Here is a 26,455-nt window from a genome sequence, read left to right as displayed (position 1 = left end):
AAGGCGGAAGACACCGGGGTGAGTTCAGGCGCCGTCCGGGCGCTCCAGCAGGTCCAGCAGGTCGGTCAGCGGCAGCGGTTTGGCCAGATGGGCGTCGAACCCGGCCGCCCGCGACAGGGCACGGTCGCTGCCCTGGCTGAATCCGGACACCGCGATCAGCCGCAGTGTGCCGCCGTCCGGCCGCGCCCGCAGGGCACGTGCGACCGCGTAGCCGTCGATGTCCGGCAGACCCAGGTCGCACAGGACGACGTCGAAGGCGTGTGCCTCGGTGGTGGTGAGGGCGTCCTGGCCCGTGTGCACCACCGTGACCTGGTGGCCCTGGCGTTCCAGCAGGGTGCGGTAGGTGGCGGCCAGGTCCGCGTTGTCCTCGACGATCAGGAGGGACAGCCGGCGCGGGGAGCCGTGGACGGCGGGCGGCCGCGGCCGGCGCGGGCTCACGGCGTCCGTCATCGGCAGCAGCACCGTGAAGGTCGCGCCCTTGCCCGGTCCGTCGCTGTGCGCGCAGATGCGGCCGCCGTGCAGTTCCACCACCGTCCGCGCCACCGCGAGCCCGAGCCCCAGGCCCTCGGGGGTGTCCGGACCGGCCGGAGCCGCCCGCATGAACACCCCGAACAGCTCCTCGGCCTGGGTGGGGGAGAAGCCGATGCCGTCGTCCCGCACGGTCAGCTCGGCCTGTCCGTCGGCGGCCGTCAGGCCCACCTCGGTGCGGCCGCCCGGCCGGGTGTACTTCAGCGCGTTGGACAGCAGGTTCGTCAGCACCTGGGCCAGCCGCAGCCGGTCGCCGTCCACCATCACCGGCTCGGCTGGCAGCACGACCGTCAGCGTGCGGTCCTCGTGCCCGAACAGGCCGTGGATGTCGGCGCACGCGCCCTGCACGACGGACCGCACGTCCACCGGCTCGCACACCAGCTCCAGCCGCCCGGTCACCGCGCGCGTGCCGTCCAGCAGGTCGTTGCTCATCCGTGCCAGGGTGCTCAGCTGCCGCTCCAGGACGGACAGCGCCGGATGGCCCTCCGGCATGTCGAGGGCCAGCAGCTCCGTGGCCGCGGTGGCGGCCGCGAGCGGGTTGCGCAGCTCGTGCGAGAGCGTGGCGATGAACCGGTCCTTGGCCTGCTGCTCCTCCCGCAGCCTGCGGCCCGCCGCGTCCAGTTCGTGATTGGCCCGGCTGAGCTGCTCGTTCACCTCGCGGATCTCCCGCGCCCGTACGAACAGGTCGATCTCCATGCCCTCGGCGCGCATCTCCGCCTCGGCGACGGCCCGCTGCTGCTCCCGTCCCACCCGCCGCAGACGCACGAACTCGGTGACGTCCTCGACACGGTGGATGATGTAGCGCACCTGCCCGTCGGCACCGAGCACCGGCGTGTTGACCGGACTCCAGTACCGCTCGGTGAAGCCGCCCTCCTCGCCCGCCGGTATGTCGTAGCGCTGCAGCGCCATCGTGTCCGTACGACCGCTCGCCACCACCGTCTGGAGCGAACGGCGCAGATTGGCGACGCCGTCGGCCGACGGGTCGTCCGGGTTGTCGGGGAACACGTCGAAGACGGGGCGGCCCACGATGCTCCGCTCGGTGCGGGTCGCCGTGAGATAGGCGCGGTTGACCTCGACGATCGTGAAGTCGGGGCTGAGGATGAGCAGTGGGGACAGCGTCGCGTCGAACAGGCTCCGGAAGTCCGGCGCATCGGGCATGGTCGGACCTCCGCGGCCGAAGCGGTGACTCAGGGGTCGAGGCGGTAGCCGTAGCCCCGGACGGTGGTGATCCGCGGCGCGGGTGCGGGCAGGCCGGCCAGCTTGCCGCGCAGCCGGTAGACGTGCTCCACCACGGTCGCGGCCTGCTGCCAGGACGTGCCCCAGATCCGCTCCAGCAGCTGCTCCGCCGAGAACACCCGGCCCGGTGCGGCGGCCAGCATCTCCAGCAGGGCGTACTCCTTGGGCCGCAGCATCAGCTGGACACCGTCGACGGACGCCAGACGGGCGGCGGAGTCGATGCGCAGCGCGCCGACCTGGAGCACGCTCGGCAACTCGGGCGGCTGCGAGCGGCGCAGCACGGCGTGGATGCGGGCCACCAGTTCCCGCTGCGAGAACGGCTTGACCAGATAGTCGTCCGCACCGACTTCCAGGCCCGCCACCCGGTCGGCCTCCGCGCCGCGCCCCGTGACCACGATGACCGGCAGCCGGCTGGTGGAGCGCAGCGCCCGCAGGAGCTCCAGGCCGCTGCCGTCCGGCAGCCCCAGATCGAGAACGGCGAGATCGACACCGCCCTCGTGCAGGGCGGCCTTCCCGGCGCGCGCGTCCATGGCCCAGGTGACCGTGAAGCCCGCGCGCTCCAGATAGGAACGGCACATCAGTGCGAAGTCGGGATCGTCCTCGATCAGAGCGAGGTGCGGTCGCATTCCGCATCACCCGGACCGTCTGGCGTCCGCCCGTTGTGCCGCTGATGAGCGGGCGTTGATGCCCCGACCATGTGGCGAAGGTAGAACAGTAAATGCCCACGGTTCAAGGGGGAGCCGCTCGGGGGGGTTCCGGCACGGGCTCGTGCGATGCGGGGATGCCGCATGGATCGCACAGGCCCGTGCCGGTACGTGCGCCCCGGCGCGCGTGTGCCGCTACGCCGTGACCGAGGGCATCACACCCGGTCGGCGACGATCAGCAGATACTGGAAACTGCCGTTCTTGTACGCGGTCAGGAACGTGTCCTCGATGCCCGTGACCAGGTGATCCGCCTGCCGGCGCAGCTCCCAGTAGGGGATGGCGTCGGCCGTGAGGTCCTGGACGTGGACGGGGACGAGGCGGTGGCGGGCCATCGCCCGGAAGTACTCCGAGCGCGGGTGGATGTCGCAGATGTAGTGGGCGTTGATCTGGGACACCTCGCGGGACGCCCGGCCGTAGGTGTCGTTGTAGCAGCCGGTGATCACCACATAGCGCCCGCCGCGGCGCAGCAGCCGGGAGTGCTCGGCGAACAGCAGTTCCAGCTCGACGTACATGGTCGACTCGTTGTTCCACGACGCCGCGTACGCGCCGGTGGCGAAGCCGGTGTCGAGCATGTTGCGGTGGTGGTAGCGCACCTGGGAGTCGATGCCCCGCTTGCGGGCCTGCTCATTGGCGAACGCGGCCTGCTTGGCGGAGATCGTCACGCCGTCCGCGTGGCAGCCGTGGCGCAGATGCGCCACGACACTGCCGCCGCCGCGCCCGCAGCCGGCGTCGAAGACGCGGTCGGTGGCGGACAGCGGGCCGAGATGACCGGCGAGGAGCTCCGCCTGGGCGTGTTCCAGGCGGTGCAGTTCGGTGGTGATGCGTCCCCGCCGCAGGTCGGGGTCGGGCTCGTCGAGCACGGTCCAGTCGACGTCGCCGACGCCGTAGTGGTGGTGATAGAGGTCGTCGATCTTGCCCAGTTCGAGGTTGACCGGGTTCTCCTCGGCGTTCCAGTAGTCCGCGACGCGGTTCTGGTACGTGGACTGGGTCGGCACCGGTGCCGCCTTGGTGTCGGCGTGGGGGGCGATGGTCAACTAGGACTCCTCGTGGTGCGTCTGACGGGATGTCAGCACTGCGGGCGTTACCAGTAGTTGGGCAGGTGGTAGCGGTGGGTGTTGGTGGCGTGCCACTCGTGGTTGCCGGCCACCCAGTCGGACAGGCCCCGGGCGTAGCGCTCCATGAGGGGCGAAGTGGCGGACAGGAGGGCGGACTCGTCCTCGAAGGCGGTCATGATCTCGTTGTGGATCTCGACGGCCTTGAGATAGGCGGCCTTCAGCCCGCACCGCTCGTTGGCGGCGAGGACCTGGGGCAGGTTGAGGTGGGTGGGGTCGCTCGCCAGCTCCTTGGTGAAGGAGTAGAGGTCGTTGACGATGGTGGTGGCGTTGCAGGCGAGTGCCGTGATGCGCTGGATCTCCGGGCGGGCGTAGACGGCCTCCGGCAGCTCGTATCCGTCCACCGCGTCGATGATCGACAGACAGGGGCGGAAGTTGTTGAACTGCCGCATCACCAGGTACTCCCAGACCTGCGGCATGTGCCGGATCTCCGCCCATGCGGCCTCGCCGAGATAGCCGAGGTGCAGCCGCGCCATGTCGTGCACGAACCGGTCGGTCTGGCTGGGAGTGGCGACGGCGGCGTAGTCCTTCATCGCCCAGTGGTAGGAGCGCAGCGGTCCGTCGGCCTGCACTCCACGCGCCCACTGCTCCTGCAGCGCGGGTGTGCTGTGGAAGGGGTCGAGCGCCGACTGGGCCAGGATCAGCCGGCCGCCCAGGCCGCGGCGGGCGCCGCCCCTGCCCTCGTCCTCCTCGCAGTAGCAGCTGTCGACGAGGTTCTCCGCCAGCAGGAACTTGCCGGCGGCGGTGAGGCGTTCCAGATCGGCCGCCGCCGGATGCTGGAGCACCACGGCTCGGCCGAACTGGAAGCCCGAGAAGTCCCCGGACCACGCCTTCGGGAACAGGTCGAGGCCGTGGGCCCAGGCCTCCAGCCTGCGGTCGACCTCCTCCACCTTCGCCGGGTCGGCGGGGGCGACCTGCCGGTACTTGAGCCCGGGGATCGCCCCGCCGCGCCGGGTGCGCAGGGTGTGGGCCAGATTGGGTGGCCCCGGCAGCGAGGAAGAGGCGGCGGACGTGCTCATTGCGTACTCCACCCTCAGTCGGCCGTCCGGCCGATCTGGACGTTCTCCAGGATCCCGGCCGCGTCCGGCACCAGGATGGCCAGCGAGTAGTAGGCGGTCACCAGGTAGCGGATGATCGCGGCCGTGTCGATGCCCATGAACCGCACGTTCAGGCCCGGCTGGAACTCGTCGGGGATGCCGGTCTGGTAGAGGCCGATCACTCCCTGGTCGGACTCGCCGGTGCGCAGCGCGATGATGCTGCTGGTGTGGTCGCGGCTGATGGGGATCTTGTTGCAGGGGAAGATCGGGACTCCCCGCCAGGCGGGAATCTCGTGCCCCTCCACACTCGCCGTGCCCGGCACCAGACCCCGCCGGTTGCACTGCCGGAAGAAGGCCGCGATCGCCTTCGGATGGGCGAGGAACACCTTGGTCTTGCGGCGCATGGCCAGCAGCTCGTCCATGTCGTCCGGGGTCGGCGGCCCGGCGAAGGTGCTGACGCGCTGGCCGTAGTCGACGTTGTGCAGCAGTCCGAACTCCCGGTTGTTGACCAGCTCCCACTCCTGGCGCTCGCGGATCTCCTCGACCGTCAGGCGCAGCTGCTGCTCGGTCTGGTTCATCGGGTTGTTGTAGAGGTCGGCGACCCGGGTGTGGACGCGCAGCACGGTCTGGGTGAGCGACAGCTCGTACTCGCGCGGCGCCAGGTCGTAGTTCACGAAGCCGCCGGTCAGCGTCGGCTCGCCGACATGGCCGGCCTGTACGGGAACGTCCGCCTCGCCCTTGCGGTTCATCGGCAGCTTCTGTCGCGCCGCGAACGCCTCCAGATGCGCGGCGAGGGACGGCACCCGGTCGGTGAGCTCCGTGACCACGTCCCAGGGCAGCACCAGCAGTACGCCGGCCGTCTCCGCCCGCACCGAGCTCAGCCACAGCGGGCTGGACTGCCCGATGGCCTCGTCGCCCATCTGGTCGCCGTCCGTGACGACCCCGATGATCTCCTCCTCGCCGTACTTGCCCTCGGTGTAGCGGGTGAACTTGCCGTGCACGACGAGATAGGCCTCCGTGACCCGCTGCCCGGCCTGGAACAGCACCTGTCCCGCCCGCACCTCGCGGACCCGGAAGCGGGTCGCGATCTCCTTGAGGACGTCGGTGTCGGAGTAGCCGCGCAGCACCGGCAGTTCGGTGAGGGTCTCGGGGATGACCTTGATGTCGTCGGCGCCGTTCTGCTCGAACTGCACCCGCCCGCGGCCGATCCGCAGCTGCAGACGCCGGTTGACCCGGTAGGTGCCGCCCTTGACGTCCACCCACGGCAGCGTCCGCAGCAGCCAGCGCGAGCTGATGGCCTGCATCTGCGGTTCGGACTTGGTCGTCGTGGCGAGCTGGCGCGCCGCCTGGGTGCTGAGACTCGTCAGCTGCCCCTCGCCGTCGGGTGCGGGGGCTGGTTCGTCGGTGTCGGGTCCGGTGGCGCTTTCGGGGGCGGACACATTCCCTCCTTGGGGACGTACCTGGCGACGTACAGGAGTGAGCGGAGTGGTCGGAGATGAGGGCGACGCCGCGATGGACGACAGCCCGGCGTCGCATGTACAAGGCAAACAGCCCCGCGGATGCCCCGGTACGGCGCGAAGGGGGCGGTTTCACCTCGTGGTAACGCAAACCTGGCGAACGAGGCAGCGCACCGAGACCTCCGCACTCCCGCGCCTCCAGCCCACCCCGTGCGCCCCCGCCGTCACACTTCTCGTCAGAGGTCGTTCACCAGCACGGCCGCCCCGTCGAAGCGCCCGGCCTTGAGGTCCCGCAGTGCCTCGTCGGCCCGCGTCAGGGGATAGGTGTGGGTGGTGGCGTGGACACCGTGCCGGGCGGCCAGCGCAAGGAACTCGCGTGCGTCCTCACGGGTGTTGGAGGTGACGCTGCGCATCTGCTTCTCGTAGAACAGGTCGCTCTGGTAGTGCAGGGGCGGGGTGTCGCTGAGGTGGATGCCGGCGATCGAGAGGGTGCCGCCGCGGTCGAGGGCCCGCAGCGCGACCGGCACCAGGTCGCCGACCGGTGCGAACAGGATCGCGCTGTCCAGCGGCTCGGGCGGTATGGCGTACGCGTCCTGCGCGGAGGCGGCGCCCAGGCCGAGCGCGAGCTGCCGCGCCGCCGCCCCACGGGTCATGACGTGCACGGTGGCGCCCTCGGCCAGCGCCAGCTGCGCACACAGGTGGGCGCTGCCCCCGAAACCGTACAGACCGAGCCGTCCGCCCGGTGGCAGCGCCGCCCGGCGCAGCGCGCGGTAGCCGATGATCCCGGCGCACAGCAGCGGCGCGAGCGCCACGTCCTCGACGGCATCCGGCAGGCGGTGGGCGAACGCGGCAGGCACGGTCGTGTACTCGGCGTAGCCGCCGTCCGCGTCCCAGCCCGTGTACCGCGAGGACGGGCACAGGTTCTCGGCCCCGCGCGAGCAGTACCCGCAGGTGCCGTCCGTGCGCCGCAGCCACGCCACCCCCACCCGGTCCCCGGTCGCGAAGCCGGACACCCCCGCCCCGGCCCCGGCCACCACGCCGACGACCTCGTGCCCGGGTGTCACCCCCGCCCGGTGCACCGGCAGATCCCCCTCCGTGACGTGCAGGTCGGTGCGGCACACCCCGCAGGCGCGCACCTGCACGAGGAGCTCGTCGTCACCCGGCACCGGTACCGGTTTCTCCAGGAGGCGCAGGCCGTTCTCCTCGACCGGCCCCGGTGTCACCACCGACCACGCGCGCATCGTCCCGTCCGCCATTCCGCACCCCGTCCGCCGCGTCGAAAGTGTGCCGAGGCCCTGCCCGTCCAGTCTGAAACGGACCCGGGCGTTCGGCGCGCGCTTCACCGCATGCATGGCTAGCGTGAGGAAACGGACCATCCGCCGATTCGGGAAAGGGCCGCAGTCATGGCCGTACAACCTGAGGGAACCCCCTGTTGGGCCGACGCGATGTTCGGCGACGTCGAGGGAGCGAAGAGCTTCTACGGCGACGTCCTCGGCTGGACCTTCGGCGAGGCGTCGTCGGAGTACGGCAACTACACCCAGGCCTATGCGGACGGCAAGGCGGTCGCCGCCGTGGTCCCGCCGATGCCGGGCCAGGAGGCCCCGTCGCAGTGGTGCCTCTACTTCGCCTCAGCGGACGCCGCCGCCACCGCCGCCAAAATCAGGGAGAACGGCGGCGAGGTGGTGATGGAGCCCATGCAGGTCGGCGAGTTCGGCACGATGTGCATCGCCCGCGAGCCCAGCGGCGCCGTCTTCGGGGTGTGGCAGGGCGGCACCCACGAGGGCTTCGAGGTGACCGCCGAGCCGGGCGCCTACGGCTGGGCCGAGGTCTTCACCCGTGAACCCGAGAAGGCGGACGCGTTCTTCAGGGCCGTCTTCCCGTACACGGCGCAGCAGATCGTCGACGACAATGTCGACTTCCGCATGTTCAACCTCGGCGACACCACGGTCCTCGGCCGGATGAAGATGGGCGACGAGTTCCCGCCCGAGGTGCCGTCCTACATCAATCTCTACTTTGTCGTCCCGGACTGCGACGACGCTATCGCCAAGGCCACCAAGCTGGGCGGCGTGCTGCGCTTCGGGCCGATGGACAGCCCCTACGGCCGGTTCGCGGCGATCAGCGACCCGCAGGGCGCGAACTTCTCGGTGATCGACATCACGAGGACCGAGGGAGAGCTGCCCAAGACGAAGGACGTCTAGGACGTACGAGGTCGCCTCCCGGACGAGGGTCGAGGTCCCCTCGCGCCCGTGGCATGATCGAGGCCATGCGTGAACGTGTGGTGGCCGCGTGCGACGGGGCATCGAAGGGAAATCCGGGACCTGCGGGCTGGGCATGGGTGGTCTCCGACGACTCCACGACCCCGGCCCGCTGGGAGGCGGGGCCGCTGGGCACGGCAACCAACAACGTCGCCGAACTCACCGCCCTGGAACGCCTGCTGGCGGCGACCGACCCGGGCGTCCCGCTCGAGGTCCGCATGGACTCCCAGTACGCCATGAAGGCGGTCACCACCTGGCTGCCCGGCTGGAAGCGCAACGGCTGGAAGACCTCCGCCGGCAAGCCGGTCGCCAACCAGGAGCTGGTCGTCCGCATCGACGCACTGCTCGACGGGCGCACGGTCGAGTTCCGCTACGTACCCGCCCACCAGGTCGACGGCGACCCGCTCAACGACTTCGCCGACCGCGCCGCCAGTCAGGCCGCCAAGGTCCAGGAGCCCGCGGGCAGCGACCTCGGTTCACCGGCGCCGCCGCCCTCCCCGGACACCCCGAAGTCGAGTGCCCCGCGCCGCAAGCCGGCCGGGTCCCGGCAGGGCACGGGCTCGTCGTCCCGCACCATCAAGGCGAAGTTCCCGGGCCGCTGCCTGTGCGGCCGCTCCTACGGAGCCGGTGAGCCCATCGCCAAGAACGGGCAGGGCTGGGGACACCCGGAGTGCCGTACGGCGGAGGCCGGTTAGGGCCGGGCCGTACGGCACACCGTTCAGGACCGGGCGCGGGTCAGGTGACCACGCCGCGCCATTCGCCGGTCTCCTGGCCGCGCGACTCGATGAACTTCTTGAAGCGCTCGAGGTCGCCCTTGGTCTGCCGCTTCACGAAGCCCAGCTTGTCGCCGACCTGTTCGGTGATGCTGTCCGGATGGAAGTCCATCTGCAGCATGACCTTGGTGTGGTTGTCGTCGAGCCGGTGGAAGGTCACCGCCCCGGCCTGCCGGGCCTGACCCGCGACGGTCGTCCAGGCGACCCGCTCGTCCGGGATCTGCTCGGTGATCTCCGCGTCGAACTCGCGGTGCACGCCGTTGACGCTGGTCACCCAGTGCGTGAGCGTGTCGGTGCGCTGTTCGATGCGGTCCACGCCGTTCATGAACTCGGGGAACGTCTCGAACTGAGTCCACTGGTTGTAGGCGGTGTGCACCGGGACGCCGACCTCGATGGATTCCTCGACCTGCGACACGGGTGAACCCCTCCTTCGCTCTACATCGGTTGCGTTCGGCGCGGGTACCCCTGACCTGCGGAGCAAACCGTCGGGTTGTGGCCGTCAGTCGGTGTCGAAGGTGTAGTGGGCGGTGTGGTCCAGGAGATCGGCGGGCCGTACGTCGTTCCACGGCTTCATCGTCTCGTCGAGGTCGACCACGTCGGGTGTTCCGGCGGTCGGCAGATAGCCGGAGCCGGGGTGGCGCCGCTGCCACTCGGCCCACAGTTTGTCGATGTAGGCGTGGTGGAGCCAGAACACGGGGTCGTTGGGGGAGACCCCGGTGGCCATCTGTCCGCCGACCCAGACATGGACCCGGTTGTGCAGGTTCACGCCGCGCCAGCCCTCCAGGTGGTTGCGGAAACCGTCCGAGGCGCTGTTCCACGGCGGCATGTCGTATATCGCCGTGGACAGCACCGACTCGACCTCGGCCCTGGTCGGCAACTCCCGTATGTTCACACCCAGTTGGCGACGCAGGAACGTACGCCCGTCGACCCGTACGTTGATCGGCCAGTTGCCGGCGGACGCGGCGAACGGGCCGTCCATCACCTGGCCGTCACGGGCGCGCCCGGTGCCGCCGAGGAAGTCCGGTGCCCACAGCGAGGAACGCGGCGAGCGATCGGTGCTCCAGTCCCAGTAGGGCAGCGCCACCGAGGCGTCCACCGACTGCAGTGCGCCCTCGAACTCCAGCAGGAATCTTCGGTGCCAGGGCAGGAAGGACGGCGAACGGTGGCCGGTGCGTTCGCCGTTGTCGGTGTCGCCGAGGATGAAGGCGTTGTGGGTGGTGACGAAGGCGTCGTAGCGGCCGCTGCGCTTGAGTTCGACGACGGCGGCGACGAAGCGCCGCTTCTCCTCGGCGGTCAGGCTCGCCTGGTTCTTGCGGACGGTCATGGTGCGGGTGCTCCCAAGGTGCTTGCGGGACGGGTCAGTTGGCGGGGAAGGGCAGGAGCCGGGCGCCCTGCAGCTCGTCGACGGCGGCGCGTGCGGCCGCGCGCGGCGTGGTCACCGGGGCGTAGTGGCTGACGACGCTGATCCAGGTGCCGTCGGCGTTCTGCATGACGTGCAGTTCGACCCCGTCGACGAGGACGGCGTAGCCGGTGCCGTGGTGGTGGCCGCCCATGGAGGACGGGCGGCCCTGTATGCGGCGGCCCTTGTAGACCTCGTCGAAGGGTTCGGGGGAGCCGTGGTGCATGGGGTCGGCCGCGGACGCGGCAGGGGCGGCGGCGGTGTGGGCGGCGGCGGCCGCGGTGAGGGCGGCCGCCGCGGTGAGCGCACGGCGTCGGGTCAGGGCCGGCATTCGGGATCTCCAGGGTTCGTTCGGTTGACGACCCGGAATGCCTATCGGCCCCGCGGCGAACGGGAGAAATCCCCCGAGAGTGGTTGGCTACGATCAGGACAATTGTGTACATGTCATGCAAGATTGAACGAAGTCGATCTTGCCGAGTCTGGGGTCCACCGGCCACCGGAACGGGGAATTCCTTCCCGGGTGCCCCCTGTTCGAGGTGATCCTTCGCGGGCGCCTGCGCCGCAAGTGGCCTGTCTCACCTCGCAGAACTGACGTGATCCGTATCGGTGATCGACGACCGCAGCCGGCCAGGCTCAGGAATCCTCTTGGGTGAATTGCCATTCACCCGTTATGGTGAATTGTCATTCACCTCTTGTTTCCGGTACCAGCCACTTGGAGTGCCCGATGGTCCGTGACCGGCTCACGATTCCGGTGCTCGCGTTCGGCGGCATCCTCATGGCCGTCATGCAGACCGTGGTCGTACCGCTCCTGCCCGATCTGCCGCGGCTGACCGGCGCCTCCGCGGGCACGGTCTCCTGGATGGTCACGGCGACCCTGCTGTCCGGTGCCGTGCTCACCCCCGTGCTCGGCCGGGCCGGCGACATGTACGGCAAGCGCAAGGTGCTGATGTCGGCCCTCGTCCTGATGACCGTCGGCTCGGTGATGTGCGCCCTGTCGTCCGACATCGTCGTCCTGATCGCGGCCCGTGCCCTGCAGGGCGCCGCCGCCTCCGTGGTGCCGTTGTCGATCAGCATCCTGCGCGACGAGCTGCCGCCGGAGCGCCGGGGCTCCGCGGTGTCGCTGATGAGTTCCACCGTGGGCATCGGCGCCGCCCTGGGCCTGCCGCTGGCCGCGCTGGTCGTGCAGTACGCCGACTGGCACACCATGTTCTGGCTGACCAGCGCCCTCGGCGCGCTCGGCGTGACGGCGGTGTGGTGGGCGGTCAACGAATCGCCCGTACGGCAGCCCGGCCGCTTCGACATACCGGGCACGCTGGGGCTCGCCGTAGGGCTGGTGTGTCTGCTGCTGAGCGTCTCGCAGGGCGGGCAGTGGGGGTGGGGCGGCGCGCGAATCGTCGGCCTTTTCCTTGGCGCCGTCGTCGTACTGGCGCTGTGGTGGTGGCAGCAGTTGCGCACCGAACGCCCGCTGGTCGACCTGCGGCTGGTCTCCAGGCCGCGCGTGGGCCTGTCGCACGTGGCGGCGCTGCTCACCGGGTTCGCCTTCTACGCCAACTCCCTGGTGACCGCCCAGCTCGTGCAGGCGCCCAAGGCCACCGGGTACGGGCTCGGGCTGTCGATCGTGCAGACCGGCCTGTGCCTGCTGCCCGGCGGCATCACCATGCTGCTGTTCTCACCCGTCTCGGCCCGCATCTCCGCTGCCCGCGGCCCGCGCATCACCCTCGCCCTCGGGGCCGCGGTCATCGCCTGCGGCTACGCGGTGCGCATCGCCGACAGCCGCGATCTCTGGATGATCATCCTGGGAGCGACGGTGGTGTCCACGGGCACCACGCTCGCCTACTCGGCCCTGCCCACCCTGATCCTGCGTGCCGTCCCCGCCGACCAGACCGCCTCCGCCAACGGCGTCAACGTCCTGATGCGCACCATCGGCCAGGCCGTCTCCAGCGCCGCCGTCGCCGCCGTACTGGTCCACCACACCAGCCTGGTCGGCTCAGCCGCCGTGCCCACCCTGCACGGCTATCTGCTCGCCTTCGGCATCGCCGGCGCGGTCGCCCTGGCGGCCAGTGCCGCGGCCCTGACCATCCCCGGCGACGCGGCGACGGGCGGGACACCCCGAACCCGCGGGCGCACCCGGGATCCCCGCGACGAGGCGCTGGAGGGAGCATGAGTGCCGTGAGCACTCCCCCCACCACCTCCGTGCCCGCCCGCCGAGACGCCGAGGCGACCAAGACGGCCATCCTCAAGGCGGCCCGCCACCTGCTGGCCCGCCACGCCCACGCCGACATCACACTCAAGGCGGTCGCCGAACGGGCCGGTGTCAGCCCGCCGTTGATCCTGAAGTACTTCGGCAACAAGGACACCCTCTTCGCCCGCGTCATGTCCTTCGAGACCGACGCCGACGCCCTGCTGGACGCGCCGCTGGACGAGCTCGGCCGGCACATGGTGCGTCATGTGCTGGTCAGCCAGTCGCAGCAGGGCGCCGACCCGCTCCTGCGGATCGTGTTCGCGCCCCTGCACGGCGCACAGGGCGACATCCTGCGCACCAACTTCCGCACCCAGGTCACCGACCGCCTCACCGAACGCCTCGACGGCCCCGAAGCGGGCCTGCGCGCCGAGCTGGCCGTCGCGAACCTGCTGGGCCTGGGGGTGATGTACGGCATCGCGCGCGGCACCCAGGTGCGGGGCGCCGCGCTGGAGGAGATCGTGGCCCGCTACGCGCCGGCGCTGCAGGCGCACCTCACACCGGGCGGAGGCACCCCCCGGCCGTAGCCATGCCGACGGCAAGGCGCCGCTCAGTGCAGCAGCCGGTCCAGGAACCCGTTGCCGAAGACGCGGTGCGGGTCGAGGCGGTCCAGGGTGCCGGCCGCCTGCCCCCATGCCGCCTCGCCCAGTGACGCGGGCACCGTCGTGGACAGCACCTCCCCGTCGCTCCAGGCCGCCTCGTCCGTGTAGGCCCAGCCCTTGGACCACTCGACCCGGGTGAGCGCGTGCTCCCCGTCGAACGTGCGCAGCAGGAACTGTTCCAGCTCGCGCAGGAACGCCTCCGCGTACGGCGTGCCCGGCAGGGTGAGGACGTCCAGCCACACCGCCGTGTCCCACTCCGGGTGTGTGTCGCTCTGCCGCAGCGCCGACAGCAAAGGGGCGCGAGCGCCGTCCAGGTCGGTATCGGCCGGGTCGTCGAGGCCGGTCACCCGGATCTCCACCGAACCGTTCACCGGGAAGCGGCCCAGCGCCGCGTACGCGGCGAGCCGCTCCCGGTAGAAGGACGTGAACTCGGCGACCACCCGCTGTACTTGGGCCCGTGCGGTGAGAACGGCGTAGCCGTTCGCGGTCACCCGCAGCGTCGTCGGCTTGATGTAGAGCAGGGTGTTCTTCGACGGCCCCCAGATGTCGGCGGACAGCGTCGCCACCAGCCCGAGCGCCGCCACGTCGTACTGCGCGTTGCCCAGCACCGGAGCCAGATACCAGGCCGCGTCCGAGGTCATCCGCCCGACCAGGTCCGCCACCACGGTCGGGACGTTGTCGGAGAACGGGTAGTTGTACGGCGATGTCACATGCCGCGAGGTGAGCGGCCGCGTCGGCGCCACGCTCCACACCTTGAACCAGGGGAACTCGGTGAAGGCGAACCAGATCGCCTCCACCCGCCCCGACTTGTCGAGGTAACTCGCGAGGGTGCGCCCCTCGGCGCCGGGCGCCGCGAAGAGCTCGGCGGCCGGGATGTCCGTACGGCTCACACACCGCAGATCGACATTCGCGCCGACCCGCAGCACGACCTCCGTCACCAGCGCACGGCCCAGATGGGTGAGCAGCGCGGCACAGTCCGCCTCGTCGCGCTCGTACGTGCGCGGCACATACGCACCGGAGCTCTCGTCCCACACGATCGCCGTCAGCGACAGCACCAGATTGCTGAGCGAGCCGTATGTGTGCCCGGGCAGCCGCTGCTCGCCCCGCGCCGGTACGGCGGTGCCGTGCGCGTCGACGGCGAGCGCGCCGCCCAGGGTGAGATCACCGGGGGCGGGCGCGGCGGTGACCCCCAGGCCGTGCTCCTCCAGGTAGGTGAGCAGGGCCTCCATCGTGACGCCGGTGCCGGCGCGCACCGCGGTCGCCGACTCCAGGGTGAGGCCGGTGAGATGACGGGCGGTGTCCACAAGGAGTACAGGTGCGTCCGACCCGGTGCCCTCGGTGATCGTCAGCGGCGACCAGCCGTGCGCGGAACCCCGGGCACGCACCCTCCAGCCGTGCCGCCAGGCCCAGTTGACGACCTCGGCCACCTGATCCGCGCCGGCCGGAGCACAGGCCCACAGCCCGTCCGCGGTGATCTCGCCGACCCAGTTGCGGTACGCCGAGCGGTACAGGGCGACATCCGCCGGGAAGTCCGGCAGCTCCTGTGCGGCGAGGGCAGGATCGGCCGCGATCAGCACGGGTGCGGCGGCCAGCGCGGCCGCGCCCGCAAGGAAGCCGCGACGGCTCAACGACGAGTTCTCCGACGACCGGGACGATAAGTTGCTCGCTGAACAATCAGTCACGGCTTCACGCTAGGGGCCCGTTGACACGTGCAGGATTCCTGTCCAATACCATCACTCGTCCGAGTGAATGTTTCACAGGTGGCGCTCCGGAGCGGTCGGTTCCGTGCACAGGCGTGACGGATGACAGACTGCCCCCATGGAAGAGCGCACATTCGGTAGGTCGGGTCAGCACGCGTCCGTCGTCGGTCTGGGCACATGGCAGCTGGGCGCCGACTGGGGAGACGTCGACGACAAGGAAGCCCTGGCGGTGCTGGAGGCGGCGGCCGAGTCGGGGGTGACCTTCTTCGACACCGCCGACGTGTACGGCGACGGGCGCAGCGAGCAGACCATCGCCGCGTTCCTCAGCGGCAGGCCGGACCTGCATGTGCTGGTCGCCACGAAGATGGGCCGCCGCGTCGAGCAGATCCCCGAGAACTACGTCCTCGACAACTTCCGCGCCTGGAACGACCGTTCACGGCGCAACCTCGGCGTCGACCGCATCGACCTCGTACAGCTGCACTGCCCGCCCACGCCCGTGTACTCCACGGACGAGGTGTTCGACGCCCTGGACACCCTGGTCGAGGAGGAGCGCATCGCGGCCTACGGGGTCAGCGTGGAGACCTGCGCCGAGGCGCTGACCGCGATCGCCCGGCCGAACGTGGCGAGCGTCCAGATCATCCTCAACGCCTTCCGCATGAAGCCGCTGCGCGAGGTCCTCCCGGCCGCCCAGGAAGCCGGCGTCGGCATCATCGCCCGTGTCCCCCTCGCCTCCGGTCTGCTGTCGGGCAAGTACACCAAGGACACCGTCTTCCCCGCCAACGACCACCGCACCTACAACCGGCACGGCGAGTCCTTCGACGTCGGCGAGACCTTCTCGGGCGTCGACTACACGACGGGCGTCGAGGCGGCCGCCGAGTTCTCCGCGCTCGCGCCCGAGGGGTACACCCCGGCCCAGCTCGCGCTGCGCTGGATCGTGCAGCAGCCCGGCGTGACCACCGTGATCCCCGGCGCCCGCTCGCCCGAGCAGGCCCGCGCCAACGCGGCCGCCGCCAAGCTCCCGCCGCTCACGGACGAGACACTCACCGCGATCCGCGACCTCTACGACCGCCGGATCAAGGACCAGGTGGAAGCCCGCTGGTAACCGCGGCAATCGGCTCACGGCTCCAGGAGCAGCTGCCACTCCTGCTCCTGGTCGCCGGAGACCGAGCCCTGGTCCTGGGCCGTGAAGGCTTGGGTGAGCGTCTCACGCGCCCGCGCCACCGCCACGGGGGAGCCCTGCACGGTCAGCGTGACCGCCCCGGACAGATGGCCGGCGGGAGCGGCCTCGGCCGGGTGGCCCGCCGGATCGTGCTCGAACCTCGCCGTGTGGACGGTGACCTCGTCGTCGGCGGGAAGCTCCTCCTTCGGCCTTCCGAAGGCGGGCTCCAGGACCCGCACGACCGCGCGTGCGTCCGCGGCGGTGCCGCCGCTGACGGTGACCGTGAGCTCGCTGCCGGACATGGTCGTCGGACTCCTAGGGTGGTCGTCGTGCGCCATGCGCTCCGTGTAACCGCCTGTTGATCGCCCAAACAGGGTCCGATTGCGCACGGCCCGGTCAATCCCGCGCGAACAGGGAACCCGGGTCAGGTAGACATCCGGGGCGATCGAGCCGGGAGGAACTTTGCCGGCCACAAACAGCAGAGCAGAAGTGAACGAGTGGGGGCGGCACGAGACCGAGGAGGAGAGGGCCGACCGGAAGTGGGGTGAGCTGATCCAGGAGGTCAGGGTCGCCCAGACCGGAGTGCAGATCCTGTTCGGTTTCCTGCTCACCGTGGTGTTCCAGCAGAAGTACGACTCGCTGGCGCACACCGACAAGACCATCTACATCGTGACCGTGGTGCTGGGCGCCGCCGCGACCGGAGCGCTGATCGGGCCGGTCTCCCTGCACCGCCTGGTGTCCGGGCGGCGGGTCAAGCCACAGGCCGTGGAGTGGGCCTCCCGGATGACCTTCGTGGGCCTGGCGCTCCTGCTCGCCACCATGACCTCCTCGCTGCTGCTGATCCTCCGGGTCGCCACCCACAACGCGGCCGTGCCCTGGATCGTCACGGGAGTGGTCGCGTGGTACGTGCTGTGCTGGTACGGGGTGCCATTGTGGACCCGGTACCGCCATACGGAGTGACGCCCAGTGCGTCGAGCTGCCGGTCGTGCAGGCGGGAGAGCAGCAGCACCGAGACCGTGGCGCCGACCAGCGCGCAGAACATGTCCCACTGCGTGTCCCACACGTCACCCTGCGTGGCCAGGAAGGCGTCCGCGGAATGCCCGCCGGTCACCGCGGCCAGCCACTCCAGCATCTCGAAGACGGCACTGAAGGCGAGGCACGCGCACACGGTCAGCGGCGCCAGCCAGCGGCTGCCGCGCAGCGGCGAGGTACGGCTGAGCAACTCCCGTACCAGAACGGCCGGTACGAAGCCCTGCATCAGGTGGCCGAAGCGGTCGTACGGATTGCGGGCAAGGCCGAAGGTGTCCCGCACCCAGTCGCCCAGCGGCACCTGCGCGTAGGTGTGGTGGCCGCCCACCGCCAGGACCAGCGCATGGGCGGCCAGCAGGCAGCACAGCAGGTTCGTCAGCGGGAAGCGGCGCCAGGTCAGCACCACGAGCGGCAGCCCGGCCAGCACCCACACCGTCTCCAGGAACCAGGTGGTGCGATCGCGCGCACCCCAGGCCGAGGCGGCCAGGCCCAGTGCCACGGCCACGGCCAGCAGGGCGGGCAGCCGCCGTCGCGGGACGGCGGAGTGCAGAACAGCAGTCATGGGGGCTCCTCCTCGTGGAAGCCCCATGCTGGCCGAGGGGGTGGGCGAGGGCATGAGTACGGCTACTCAGCCCCGCCCGGGCCCAGATCCTCAGCCCTTGTCGCCGCGCAGCGCGCTCAGGCACATCACGATGGCCTGCTGGAGCTCCTCCAGACGCTGGACCATGTCGTCCTCGACGAAGTCCTGCACATCGTCGAAGGTCAGCTCCTCGAACGCCTTCGTCGCCTTCTGCAGACTGCTGTAGAACTTGGTCCGCCGCTCCTGCACCCGCAGTTCGGGGTCGGCCTCCACGGCCTCGGCGACGAGGGACTTCATGGTGTCGTAGGCCTCGCCGGCCCACTCTCCGGTGTCCTCGTCGTCCTCGAGCTCGTCGATGAGCGACAGGTGCCGCTCGGCCTCCTGGCGCAGATCGACCGGCGCGTCGATGGTCTGCCCCGCCGGGGTCTTGACCTGCCCCGACTCGGCGATCTGCCGCACATAGCCGATCCGGTCGGCGGCCCGGCTCTCGGTGGCGACGGCCTTCTTCAGGTCGTCGGTGCGGACGACGTCCCGCGCCAACTCGGCCTGCAGCTCCGGGTCCTCGCGGACCCGGTCGAGCAGAGCCTGGCGGGCCGCCCGGGCGGTGGAGGGGTCGGCGAGGATCGCGGCGCGCAGGGCGGTGGGGTTCTCTGCGACCTCCAGCGCCTTCGTCGGCCGGATGCCCTCCGCCTCGGCGGCCTCCGCGATGGCGGTGCCCCGCTCGGAGGTCGCGCTGTTGCGGGACACGTAGTAGCTCAGCCATACGTCCGCGTCCGGCAGCTCCACCTCCTGGCCCGGCGCCAGCGCCTCGAAGTGCGGAACCATGCCGTCGTCGGCGGCCCGGTCCCAGGCCTTGTAGTAGCGCATGACGCGCTCCGGGGAGCACCCGGCCAGCTCCGCGAACTCCTTCGCGGACACCTTCGGCGTCTCCTCCGCACCCTGCCCGCCGGGCCGCACGCTGCGCGCCACCATCAGGCCGAAGGCCCACCCTCCGGTCCGCGCGTAGACCCCGAACTCGCGCGCGTCCCGCGCGACGAGGTCGGACAGCGGGGCGGGGGACGACTCGGACGGGACGATCGCTAGGGTCACGGACGACTCTCCTGTGCAAAGCTGGTCGGACTGCAAACGTGCAGACCGGCAGCCTATCCGGACCCGTCCGCCGGACTTCCGCGATCAGCCGAAGGCGTCCCGCAGCGCCGGCAGCAGTGTCTTCTCCGCCCAGTCCAGATACGCCGGCTGGGACTCGCCGCCGATCTGCACCAGTGCGATCTCCCCGAAGCCGGCCTCGGCGTACGGGCGTACGGCCTCGACGAAGTCGTCCGGGTTGTCGCCGCACGGGATCGACGAGGCGACGTCGTCATGGGTGACGAACTGCGTCGCCGACTCGAACGCATCCGGGTGCGGCAACTCGGAGTTGACCTTCCAGCCGTTGCCGAACCAGCGGAACTGCGCGTGCGCGCGCTTCACCGCCGTGTCCCGGTCGGGGTCGTAGCACACGGGCAGCTGGCCCACGCGCGGCTTGCCCTCACCGCCGTGCTCGTCGAACGCGGTCAGCAGGCCCGCCTTGGGCTCGGTGGCGATGACCAGGTCGGCGAGCCTGCCCGCGAGGGCGCAGGACTGCTCGCCGGAGACGGCGATGCCGATGGGCGGCGCCTCGTCCGGCAGGTCCCACAGCCGGGCCGACTCCACGTCGAAGTGCGTGCCGCGGTGGTTGACATGGCCGCCCTTGAACAGCGCCCGGATGATCTCCACCGCCTCCTCCAGCATCTCGTGGCGCACGTCGACGGACGGCCAACCGCCGCCCACCACATGCTCGTTGAGGTTCTCCCCGGAGCCGAGACCCAGCCGGAAGCGGCCCTCGGACAGCAACTGCATCGTCGCCGCCTTCTGCGCCACCACCGCCGGGTGGTAGCGGACGGTGGGACAGGTCACGTAGGTCATGAGCGGAATGGTGGAGGTCGCCTGGGCCGCCGCGCCCAGCACGCTCCACGCATACGGCGAGTGACCCTGCGAACGCAGCCACGGGAAATAGTGGTCCGAGGTCACGGAGAAGTCGTAGCCGGCGCCCTCGGCCCGCACCAGATGGTCGACGAGGTCACGGGGGCCGGCCTGCTCGGTCATCATCGTGTATCCGATTTGCACCATGTCCGCCGAGTCCCCGGTACAGGCAGCTGAAAACGGCCCTCGATCGAGCGCCGGTCAGCAGGGAGGATGCCCTCATGAGCGCCCGCCCGCTGCCCGTCGGCAGCCCCGCCGCCCAAGGCGTCGACGCCACCGGCGTCCACGCATTCCTCGACGCCCTCGAAGCCGCTCCGGACATCGAGCCGCACAGCCTGATGATCATGAGGCACGGCCGGCTAGTGGCCTCCGGCTGGTGGGCGCCTTACACACTGGAACGACCGCACCTGCTGTACTCCCTCAGCAAGGGCTTCACGGCGACGGCCGCCGGGATCGCCGCCGGTGAGGGGCTGCTGCGCTTCGACGACCCGGTGATCTCGTACTTTCCCGAGTTCGACGCCGACATCACCGACCCGCGCAGCCGCGCGATGCTGGTACGGCACGTGGCGTCCATGGCCAGCGGGCACGAGGCGGAGACCCTCGACCGGGCGCTCGCCGCCGACCGCGCGGACCTGGTGCGCGGCTTCCTGCTGCTGCCGCCCGAGCGGGAGCCGGGGAGCGTCTTCGCCTACAACCAGCCCACGACCTACACCCTCGCCGCGATCGTGCAGCGTGTCGCAGGGCAGTCGCTGACCTCGTATCTGCGCCCGCGGCTGCTGGACCCGCTCGGGGTGGGCGAGGCGGCCTGGCTGCGCGACCGGGCCGGCCGGGAACTGGGCTTCAGCGGGCTGCACGCCACCACCGACGCGATCGCCCGGCTCGGCCAGCTGTATCTGCAGGACGGGGTGTGGGAGGGCCGGCGCCTGCTGCCCGAGGGATGGGTGGCCGAGGCCACGCGCCCGCACATCGGCAACGGCGACGGTACGGCTGCGGGGGCGCTGTCGGACTGGCAGCAGGGCTACGGCTTCCAGTTCTGGACCTCCCGGCACGGCTACCGCGGCGACGGTGCGTACGGGCAGTTCTGCCTGGTGCTGCCCGAGCACGACGCCGTGGTCGCGACGACCGCGGCGACCGAACAGATGCAGCAGGTGCTCGACCTCGCCTGGCAGCACCTTCTGCCGGCCTTCGGCCCCGAACCGCTGCCGGGCCGCGAGCACGAGGACACGGCCCTGCGGGAGCGGATGACGAGGCTCGCGCTGCCCCCGGCCGCGGGAAAGCCCGCACCGCCGGAGCGGGAGCAGGACTGGGCGGGCGGCGAGTTCACGCCGTACGGCGGCGTCTGCGCGGACCAGCCGAAGCTGACCGCGGCCGGGGTGAGAAGGGGCGCGGACGGCTGGACACTGCGCCTGACCGAGGACGGGCACGACCTCGATCTGCCGGTAGGGGAGGACGGCTGGACGGTCACGGACGATCCGCTGCCGACCGCGGTGAGCGGGGGATGGACCGACGCGGACACTCTCGCCGTGGACGTCGTGTTCCTGGAGACACCGCACCGGCTGACCGTGACGTGCTCGCTGCCGGAGCGCACCTTCACGGCGCGATGGCACACCACTCCGCTGCACAGCCCCCCGCTGCGCGCCTTGCGCGCGCCCCGGACCTCAGCCTGACGTCACCCGGAAGGTCCGCAGGAAGGTGTCCAGCGCCTGCCGGTTGGCGGCGTCGTTCCAGTCGGCGGCCGGAGTCGTCCAGCGCAGTGAGAAGCCGCGGCCGCCGCCGAGCAGGAAACCGCGCCCGAAGGTGCGCACCCGCGTGCCGTCGGCCTCGGAGAGCCATTCCATGTCGGCGGCCTTGTGGCCCTGGTACGTCGTGGCCTTGATCTCGCCGATCCGCTGGAAGCCGTCGTCCTTCTCCAGCTGCGGTTCGACGTCGTCGCGCCAGACGGCGACCGGGTCGGGGCCCACGACGGTGCTGTAGGTGACCGCGAGGGTACGGGGATCGCCGTCCGCGCCGAAGGTCACGCGGGTCGAAAGGTCGCCCACGCGCGAGGTGTGCACCCGTTTCCAGTCCTTGGGGAGGGCGACGGAGAAGCCCTCGGGCGCGGTGTAGCGGTAGAAGCCCGGCGGCAGCGCGCCGGCCGCCGCGGGGGACGAGGGCGAGGGCGCGGTTGCCGTCCGCGAGGCCGTGGGAGTGGGTGACGCGGACGGGCGGGAGCTCTTGCCGTCGGTGCGGCTGGCCGGTGGCGTGGCGGACACGGTGGCGGACACGGACGGCTGGGGCGCGGTGTCGGTCGCGGATGTGCCGGTGCCCGGCAGGTTGTCGGTGGCGGCCAGCACGGCGGCCGTCACGGTCAGCACGGCGAGCGCGGTGCCGATGGCCATGGTGCGTCTGCTCCAGCCGGGGGCGGCGTGGCAGGCGGCGGTGTAGACACCGCGCAGCCGGGGCCGCGCCACGGTGCCCGAGAGCGTGTCGGGGTCCTCGGTCAGGACACGGGTGAGGGCCTCGCGCACCACCGCGCGGGTCAGCCGCTCCCTGGAGTTCTTGCGGAGCAGCCCCTGCACGGCGGGGGTGAGGGGGCCGGCGTGCACCGGGGTGCGCAGCGGAAGCCGGTCCACGCCCTTCAAGGTGGCCTCGGGCCGGTCCCGGTCCCGGAACGGAGGGCGTCCCTCGACCATCGTGTAGAGGATCGCGCCCAGCGCCCACAGGTCGGCCGCCGGCCCGATGCGCTCGTCACGGGCCTGCTCGGGGGAGGCGTACGACGGCGCGGAGAGCCTCGGTGCCAGGGTCGCGCCGGCCAGGCCGAAGCCGGTGACCACGACGCCACCCCGCTCGTGCACATAGACCTGACCGGGGCTCAGTTCGCCATGGGTGATGCCCTCGCCGTGCGCGGCCTCCAGCACATCGAGCAGCTCCAGCCCGATCCGTGCCGCCCGCACATAGTTGAACGTGCCCTGCTGGGCGACGAGTTCGCTCAGGGGTGTCCCGTCGATCCACTCGGTCACGGTCCACAGCGTGCCGTCCTGCTCGACGGCGTCGACGACCGTCGCGACCGCGCCGGGACACATCAACCCCATCGTCTCGGACATGCGGATGACTCGGGCGGTCGCCCGGGGCCCGGTCTCTCCGTCCGGGTCGGCCGGGAGGGCGATCTGGGTGAGGAGATAGGCGCGTCCGACATTGACGTCCTTGCCGTACCAGCAGATGCGGTTCGTCTCCTGGTGGACGACATCGACGAGCCGGTACCTCCCGGCGACCAACTCGTGCGTGAAGACATGCGCCTTGACCATGGCCATCCCTCGTCGTACCCCTGCGTCTCACCTTTCACAGAGGTACGGGGAGCGCGACGGGGTGCGTTCAAAGGATCCGCAAATCATCGGCGCCCGCGGGCATTTGTTCATTCAGCGGACAACGTCTCGAACTCAGCCCGCTCCGAAGCGTTTCGCCCACCCCATGACATCGCCGGTCGTCGCGTTGCCCCCGCACACGACCAGTCCGAGCCGTGCGCCCTCGCCGACCCGCTCCAGGACCTGCCGGGCCGCGGGCAGCAGACAGCCCGCCGCGGGTTCGGCCCACACCTTGGCGTGGTCGGCGAGGTCGAGCGTGCCCCGCACCGCCTCCCGGTCCGGCACCACGAGCACCTCGTGGACCAGCGCGGACACATGGTCGTAGGTCAGCTGCGAGACGGACGGTGCGCTGAGCGTGCTCACGATCGACGACAGGGCGACCGGCACCGGGCCGCCCGCCGCCAGCGCCGCCGACATGGCCTGCGCACCCTCGGTCTCCACACCCCAGATCCGCACGTCCGGCCGCCGGTCCCGCAGCGCTGCCGCGACACCGGAGATCAGTCCGCCGCCCCCGATGCTGACGAGCACGTCGGTGACCTCACCCGCGTCGGCGGCGAACTCCAGCCCGACGGTGCCCTGTCCGGCGACGACCACCGGATCGTCGAAGGGATGGACCAGCGTCAGCCCCTCCTCCTGGAGCCGCGTCATCAGCGCGAACGCCTCGCCCATGGTGTCCGTCAGCCGCACCGACGCTCCCGCGGCCTCGGCGATCTCGATCGCGCGGGCCGGTGCCGAGCGCGGCATGACCACCGTGGCCTTCACATCGAGGGCGGCGGCCATGACCGCGAGGGCGATCCCGTGGTTGCCGCCGCTGACCGCCACGACTCCGGCGGCCCGCTCACCGGTACTCAGCGACAGCAGCTTCGCCGTCGCACCGCGCGCCTTGAACGAACCGGTGCGCTGCAGCAGTTCCAGCTTGACGGTGACCGGGGCTCCGAGCAGTGCGGCCAGTCCCGGGCTCGGCAGCGTAGGCGTACGCACGACGTGCCCGGCGATGCGCTCGGCCGCGGCTTCGACCTCCGAGATCCCGATCAAGACAGTCACCCCTCCCGGCACGGGGGAGACGAGGGCCCGCACCGCCTCGCACCCTGCCGCCGGAGACGGCGTAGGTCAAACGCTTTGGCCGCTCATGGCGGGCGACGGGCGTCGGTGCCCCGCGAGCAGGCGCCGCCACCGCCTCAGAGATCCCGCAGCACCAGGTACTCCAGCATGGACCGCAGCTCCTCCACCGGCCGTGCCGGCAGGGCCAGGTCGTCGAGAGCCCCCTCCACCGCGGCGATGTGCGCCCGCGCCTCGGCCAGCGCCTGCGTCCGGCCGCCCAGCGTCTCGATCAGTGCGGCCGTCTCCCCGGGGTCCCCGCCCGCGTCCAGGAGTGCGGCGAGCCGGCGCGACGCAGGGGCGCCGGAGTCGAGTGCGGCCAGCACCGGGAACGTCTTCTTCCGTTCCCGCAGATCGCCGTGTACGGGCTTGCCGGTGACCGCGGGATCGCCCCAGATGCCCAGGACGTCGTCGACGACCTGGAAGGCGATGCCGAGGTGCCGTCCGGCACGGTCGAGGGTGTCGACGAGCGCAGGCGCCGCGCCGCCGAGCAGGGCACCGAGGGCGGCCGCGCCGCCGAGCAGGGCGCCCGTCTTGTGCTCGGCCATCGCCCGGTACTCCTCCGGCCGCACCCGCCGCGGCCCCGTCCACGGGCGGGTGGCGAACAGCAGGTCGTCCGCCTGGCCGCGCACCAGGTCGCCCAGCGCCGCCGACAGCACCCGCACCGCCTGCGGCCCGCCCGGTGCCGCCGCCAGGGTCTCGACGGCCAGCGCGAACAGCGCATCGCCCGCGAGGACGGCGGGCCCGGTGCCGTAGGCCTTCCAGACGGTGGGGCGGCGGCGCCGGGCCGTGTCGCCGTCCATGATGTCGTCGTGCAGAAGGGAGAAGGTGTGCACCAGCTCCACCGCGACCGCCGCGGGCACCCCGGCCCGCCCGTCCGCGCCCGCGGCCTCGGCTCCGAGCACGGCCAGCGCCTGCCGCACGCCCTTCCCGCCGGACGCGCCGGTCGGCGCACCGCCCACCTCGCACCAGCCGAAGGAGTAGGCGGCCATCTCTCCCACCCAGGGATGCATGCGCCCCACGGCCTCCACCAGCGCGGGCCGCACCAGCTCGCGGCAGCGGTCGAGGACCTGAGGTGCCGCGGCGGGTGCCCGCAGCGTCGAGGGAAGCGCCGTCACCGTACGACCTCCGCGGCCACGCCGAACTCCTGCTGCGCCCGCGCCACCATCTCCCGTGCGTGCCGCAGCCCGATCCGCTCCAGTTCCTGTGCCAGGTCGGCGAGTTCGGCCGCCGTCTCGGCGCGGTCGCGGCCCAGCCGGGCCAGGGACTTGGCCAGCCCCAGCCGTGCCAGCGCCTGCCCGCGCGGCTCACTCATCGCACGGAACTCCGCGAGCGCCTGCTCGTACAGGTCCCGGGCCTCGGCCAGGCGCCCCGCCCGGTACAGGACGTTGCCGCGCATCTTGTGGTTGTAGGCCAGCGCGCTGGACAGCCTCATCGCCCGGCAGATCGTCTCCGCCTCGGACAGCAGGGTCAGCGCCCGCTCGGTGTCCCCGTCCCGCACGGACACGAGGTCGGCGAGCCCGCGCAGCGCCCAGGCGTGGCCGCGACGGTCGTCGGCGCGCGCGGCTATCGCGGCCGCCTCCTCGAACAGCGCGAACGCGGTGTCGTACTCACCCGTGTTGCGGTGGATCTGCGCGATGCCCTCCAGCGCCCACACCGTGTGCCGCGCCTCGCCGCGCCGCCGGGCCTCCGCCAGCAGCTGTTCGTGGAGCCTGCGCACGGCCTGGTAGTCGCCCTGGATGCGGCCGGTCTCGGCGAGTCCGGCGAGGGAGTAGCCGCGTACGACGACGTCGCCGCCGCGTTCGCCGAGTTCGGCCGCGAGCCCCAGCAGCCGCCGGGCCAGCGGGAAGGCGCCGCGCTGCCGGGCCAGAGTGCCGCCGCTCCACAGCGCCCACGCCATCGCGGCCGTGTCCCCGGCCGCGCGGGCCGCACGGTAGCTCGCCTTCCACGCCCGGTCGGCGTCCCCGACCTGCCCCAGCCGGCGGTGTGCCTCCGCGACCGCGAGGCCGGACCGGGCCACCTCCGCATGCCGCCCGGCCTGCTCGGCCGCTCTCAACTCCCGTGTCCCGGCGGCCAGTACGTCGGTGAGCGAGGAGTTCACGGAGAGGGCGTTGAGAGCGCCCTGGTATTCGGGGGCGAATGCCTTGCCGTACATGGATCCCTTTCGGTGGCATGTATACACCCCATCTATACATTGCACGTATACAT

25 protein-coding genes are annotated in these 26,455 nt (G+C 71.4%); 7 read left to right on the top strand and 18 right to left on the bottom strand.

What is annotated here, in order from left to right; translation table 11 throughout:
* Positions 1-24 precede the first annotated feature (24 nt).
* The 6 genes from ABT254_RS40730 to ABT254_RS40705 all read right to left on the bottom strand — a co-directional run bounded on the left by ABT254_RS40730 (position 25) and on the right by ABT254_RS40705 (position 7,315).
* Positions 25-1,686 (bottom strand): hybrid sensor histidine kinase/response regulator, encoded by a 1,662-nt coding sequence (locus ABT254_RS40730; protein WP_351482291.1) that lies wholly within the window; start codon positions 1,684-1,686, stop codon positions 25-27.
* Positions 1,687-1,715: 29 nt separating this feature from the next.
* A complete protein-coding gene (locus ABT254_RS40725) occupies positions 1,716-2,390 on the bottom strand; it encodes a response regulator transcription factor (protein ID WP_351482288.1) in 675 nt (224 codons plus the stop codon).
* Positions 2,391-2,623: 233 nt separating this feature from the next.
* A complete protein-coding gene (locus ABT254_RS40720) occupies positions 2,624-3,502 on the bottom strand; it encodes a geranyl diphosphate 2-C-methyltransferase (RefSeq protein ID WP_351482285.1) in 879 nt (292 codons plus the stop codon).
* Positions 3,503-3,549: 47 nt separating this feature from the next.
* Positions 3,550-4,599, bottom strand: a complete 1,050-nt coding sequence (locus ABT254_RS40715; RefSeq protein ID WP_351482282.1) for a family 2 encapsulin nanocompartment cargo protein terpene cyclase — start codon at positions 4,597-4,599, stop codon at positions 3,550-3,552.
* A 14-nt stretch (positions 4,600-4,613) separates the two neighbouring features.
* Positions 4,614-6,056, bottom strand: coding sequence for a family 2B encapsulin nanocompartment shell protein (locus ABT254_RS40710; RefSeq protein ID WP_351482279.1), 1,443 nt, complete (start codon positions 6,054-6,056; stop codon positions 4,614-4,616).
* 254 nt (positions 6,057-6,310) lie between these two features.
* Positions 6,311-7,315, bottom strand: a complete 1,005-nt coding sequence (locus ABT254_RS40705) for a zinc-binding alcohol dehydrogenase family protein (protein ID WP_351482362.1) — start codon at positions 7,313-7,315, stop codon at positions 6,311-6,313.
* Between the two features lie 162 nt (positions 7,316-7,477).
* Here ABT254_RS40705 and ABT254_RS40700 point away from each other — a divergent pair, with 162 nt between their 5' ends.
* On the top strand, positions 7,478-8,272 hold the full coding sequence (locus tag ABT254_RS40700; RefSeq protein WP_351482276.1) for a VOC family protein: 795 nt from the start codon (positions 7,478-7,480) through the stop codon (positions 8,270-8,272).
* A gap of 53 nt (positions 8,273-8,325) precedes the next feature.
* Positions 8,326-9,024 carry a ribonuclease H family protein gene (locus tag ABT254_RS40695; RefSeq protein ID WP_351482273.1) on the top strand — a complete coding sequence of 233 codons (699 nt, stop codon included), beginning with the start codon at positions 8,326-8,328 and terminating at the stop codon, positions 9,022-9,024.
* 40 nt (positions 9,025-9,064) lie between these two features.
* On the opposite strand, the gene ABT254_RS40690 is transcribed toward ABT254_RS40695, so the two are convergent.
* The 3 genes from ABT254_RS40690 to melC1 all read right to left on the bottom strand — a co-directional run bounded on the left by ABT254_RS40690 (position 9,065) and on the right by melC1 (position 10,832).
* The gene (locus tag ABT254_RS40690; protein WP_344398215.1) at positions 9,065-9,517 is read right to left on the bottom strand and encodes an SRPBCC family protein; all 453 of its coding nucleotides are present in this window, start codon (positions 9,515-9,517) and stop codon (positions 9,065-9,067) included.
* A gap of 84 nt (positions 9,518-9,601) precedes the next feature.
* The gene (melC2, locus tag ABT254_RS40685; RefSeq protein ID WP_351482270.1) at positions 9,602-10,426 is read right to left on the bottom strand and encodes a tyrosinase MelC2; all 825 of its coding nucleotides are present in this window, start codon (positions 10,424-10,426) and stop codon (positions 9,602-9,604) included.
* A gap of 34 nt (positions 10,427-10,460) precedes the next feature.
* Positions 10,461-10,832 carry an apotyrosinase chaperone MelC1 gene (gene melC1, locus ABT254_RS40680; RefSeq protein ID WP_351482267.1) on the bottom strand — a complete coding sequence of 124 codons (372 nt, stop codon included), beginning with the start codon at positions 10,830-10,832 and terminating at the stop codon, positions 10,461-10,463.
* Positions 10,833-11,225: 393 nt separating this feature from the next.
* Here melC1 and ABT254_RS40675 point away from each other — a divergent pair, with 393 nt between their 5' ends.
* Positions 11,226-12,665 carry an MFS transporter gene (locus ABT254_RS40675; protein WP_351482264.1) on the top strand — a complete coding sequence of 480 codons (1,440 nt, stop codon included), beginning with the start codon at positions 11,226-11,228 and terminating at the stop codon, positions 12,663-12,665.
* Positions 12,662-13,267 (top strand): TetR/AcrR family transcriptional regulator, encoded by a 606-nt coding sequence (locus ABT254_RS40670; protein ID WP_351482261.1) that lies wholly within the window; start codon positions 12,662-12,664, stop codon positions 13,265-13,267. Before ABT254_RS40675 ends, ABT254_RS40670 begins: the two co-directional genes overlap by 4 nt.
* Positions 13,268-13,290: 23 nt before the next feature.
* Here ABT254_RS40670 and ABT254_RS40665 read toward each other — a convergent pair whose 3' ends face one another.
* Positions 13,291-14,970: a cholesterol oxidase substrate-binding domain-containing protein gene (locus ABT254_RS40665; RefSeq protein ID WP_351482258.1), complete on the bottom strand. Its 1,680-nt coding sequence runs from the start codon at positions 14,968-14,970 to the stop codon at positions 13,291-13,293.
* Between the two features lie 190 nt (positions 14,971-15,160).
* Here ABT254_RS40665 and ABT254_RS40660 point away from each other — a divergent pair, with 190 nt between their 5' ends.
* Positions 15,161-16,144, top strand: coding sequence for an aldo/keto reductase (locus ABT254_RS40660; RefSeq protein ID WP_351482255.1), 984 nt, complete (start codon positions 15,161-15,163; stop codon positions 16,142-16,144).
* A gap of 14 nt (positions 16,145-16,158) precedes the next feature.
* Here ABT254_RS40660 and ABT254_RS40655 read toward each other — a convergent pair whose 3' ends face one another.
* Positions 16,159-16,503 (bottom strand): hypothetical protein, encoded by a 345-nt coding sequence (locus ABT254_RS40655; RefSeq protein ID WP_351482252.1) that lies wholly within the window; start codon positions 16,501-16,503, stop codon positions 16,159-16,161.
* A 187-nt stretch (positions 16,504-16,690) separates the two neighbouring features.
* On the opposite strand from ABT254_RS40655, the gene ABT254_RS40650 reads away from it, so the two are divergent.
* Entirely contained in the window at positions 16,691-17,161 is a 471-nt protein-coding gene (locus ABT254_RS40650; RefSeq protein WP_351482250.1) for a DUF6328 family protein, read from the top strand.
* On the opposite strand, the gene ABT254_RS40645 is transcribed toward ABT254_RS40650, so the two are convergent.
* The 3 genes from ABT254_RS40645 to ABT254_RS40635 form a co-directional block, all read right to left on the bottom strand.
* On the bottom strand, positions 17,085-17,792 hold the full coding sequence (locus tag ABT254_RS40645; RefSeq protein WP_351482248.1) for a DUF2238 domain-containing protein: 708 nt from the start codon (positions 17,790-17,792) through the stop codon (positions 17,085-17,087). The genes ABT254_RS40650 and ABT254_RS40645 overlap by 77 nt on opposite strands.
* 90 nt (positions 17,793-17,882) lie before the next feature.
* Positions 17,883-18,899, bottom strand: a complete 1,017-nt coding sequence (locus tag ABT254_RS40640) for a hypothetical protein (RefSeq protein ID WP_351482246.1) — start codon at positions 18,897-18,899, stop codon at positions 17,883-17,885.
* A gap of 84 nt (positions 18,900-18,983) precedes the next feature.
* Positions 18,984-19,955, bottom strand: coding sequence for an LLM class F420-dependent oxidoreductase (locus tag ABT254_RS40635; RefSeq protein ID WP_351482243.1), 972 nt, complete (start codon positions 19,953-19,955; stop codon positions 18,984-18,986).
* A 74-nt stretch (positions 19,956-20,029) separates the two neighbouring features.
* Here ABT254_RS40635 and ABT254_RS40630 point away from each other — a divergent pair, with 74 nt between their 5' ends.
* Positions 20,030-21,475, top strand: a complete 1,446-nt coding sequence (locus ABT254_RS40630) for a serine hydrolase domain-containing protein (protein WP_351482240.1) — start codon at positions 20,030-20,032, stop codon at positions 21,473-21,475.
* Here ABT254_RS40630 and ABT254_RS40625 read toward each other — a convergent pair.
* From ABT254_RS40625 to ABT254_RS40610, 4 genes are all read right to left on the bottom strand, one after another.
* Positions 21,467-23,092 carry a serine/threonine protein kinase gene (locus ABT254_RS40625; protein ID WP_502972139.1) on the bottom strand — a complete coding sequence of 542 codons (1,626 nt, stop codon included), beginning with the start codon at positions 23,090-23,092 and terminating at the stop codon, positions 21,467-21,469. The genes ABT254_RS40630 and ABT254_RS40625 overlap by 9 nt on opposite strands.
* Before the next feature lie 132 nt (positions 23,093-23,224).
* The gene (locus ABT254_RS40620; RefSeq protein WP_351482235.1) at positions 23,225-24,184 is read right to left on the bottom strand and encodes a pyridoxal-phosphate dependent enzyme; all 960 of its coding nucleotides are present in this window, start codon (positions 24,182-24,184) and stop codon (positions 23,225-23,227) included.
* 143 nt (positions 24,185-24,327) lie between these two features.
* Positions 24,328-25,365: a polyprenyl synthetase family protein gene (locus ABT254_RS40615; protein WP_351482232.1), complete on the bottom strand. Its 1,038-nt coding sequence runs from the start codon at positions 25,363-25,365 to the stop codon at positions 24,328-24,330.
* Positions 25,362-26,402 carry a tetratricopeptide repeat protein gene (locus tag ABT254_RS40610; RefSeq protein ID WP_351482230.1) on the bottom strand — a complete coding sequence of 347 codons (1,041 nt, stop codon included), beginning with the start codon at positions 26,400-26,402 and terminating at the stop codon, positions 25,362-25,364. Before ABT254_RS40610 ends, ABT254_RS40615 begins: the two co-directional genes overlap by 4 nt.
* Positions 26,403-26,455 lie beyond the last annotated feature (53 nt).

Source organism: Streptomyces sp. NPDC001137 (genome assembly GCF_040298885.1).
GTDB lineage: Bacteria > Actinomycetota > Actinomycetes > Streptomycetales > Streptomycetaceae > Streptomyces.
This window is presented reverse-complemented; position numbering and strand designations above follow the sequence as displayed.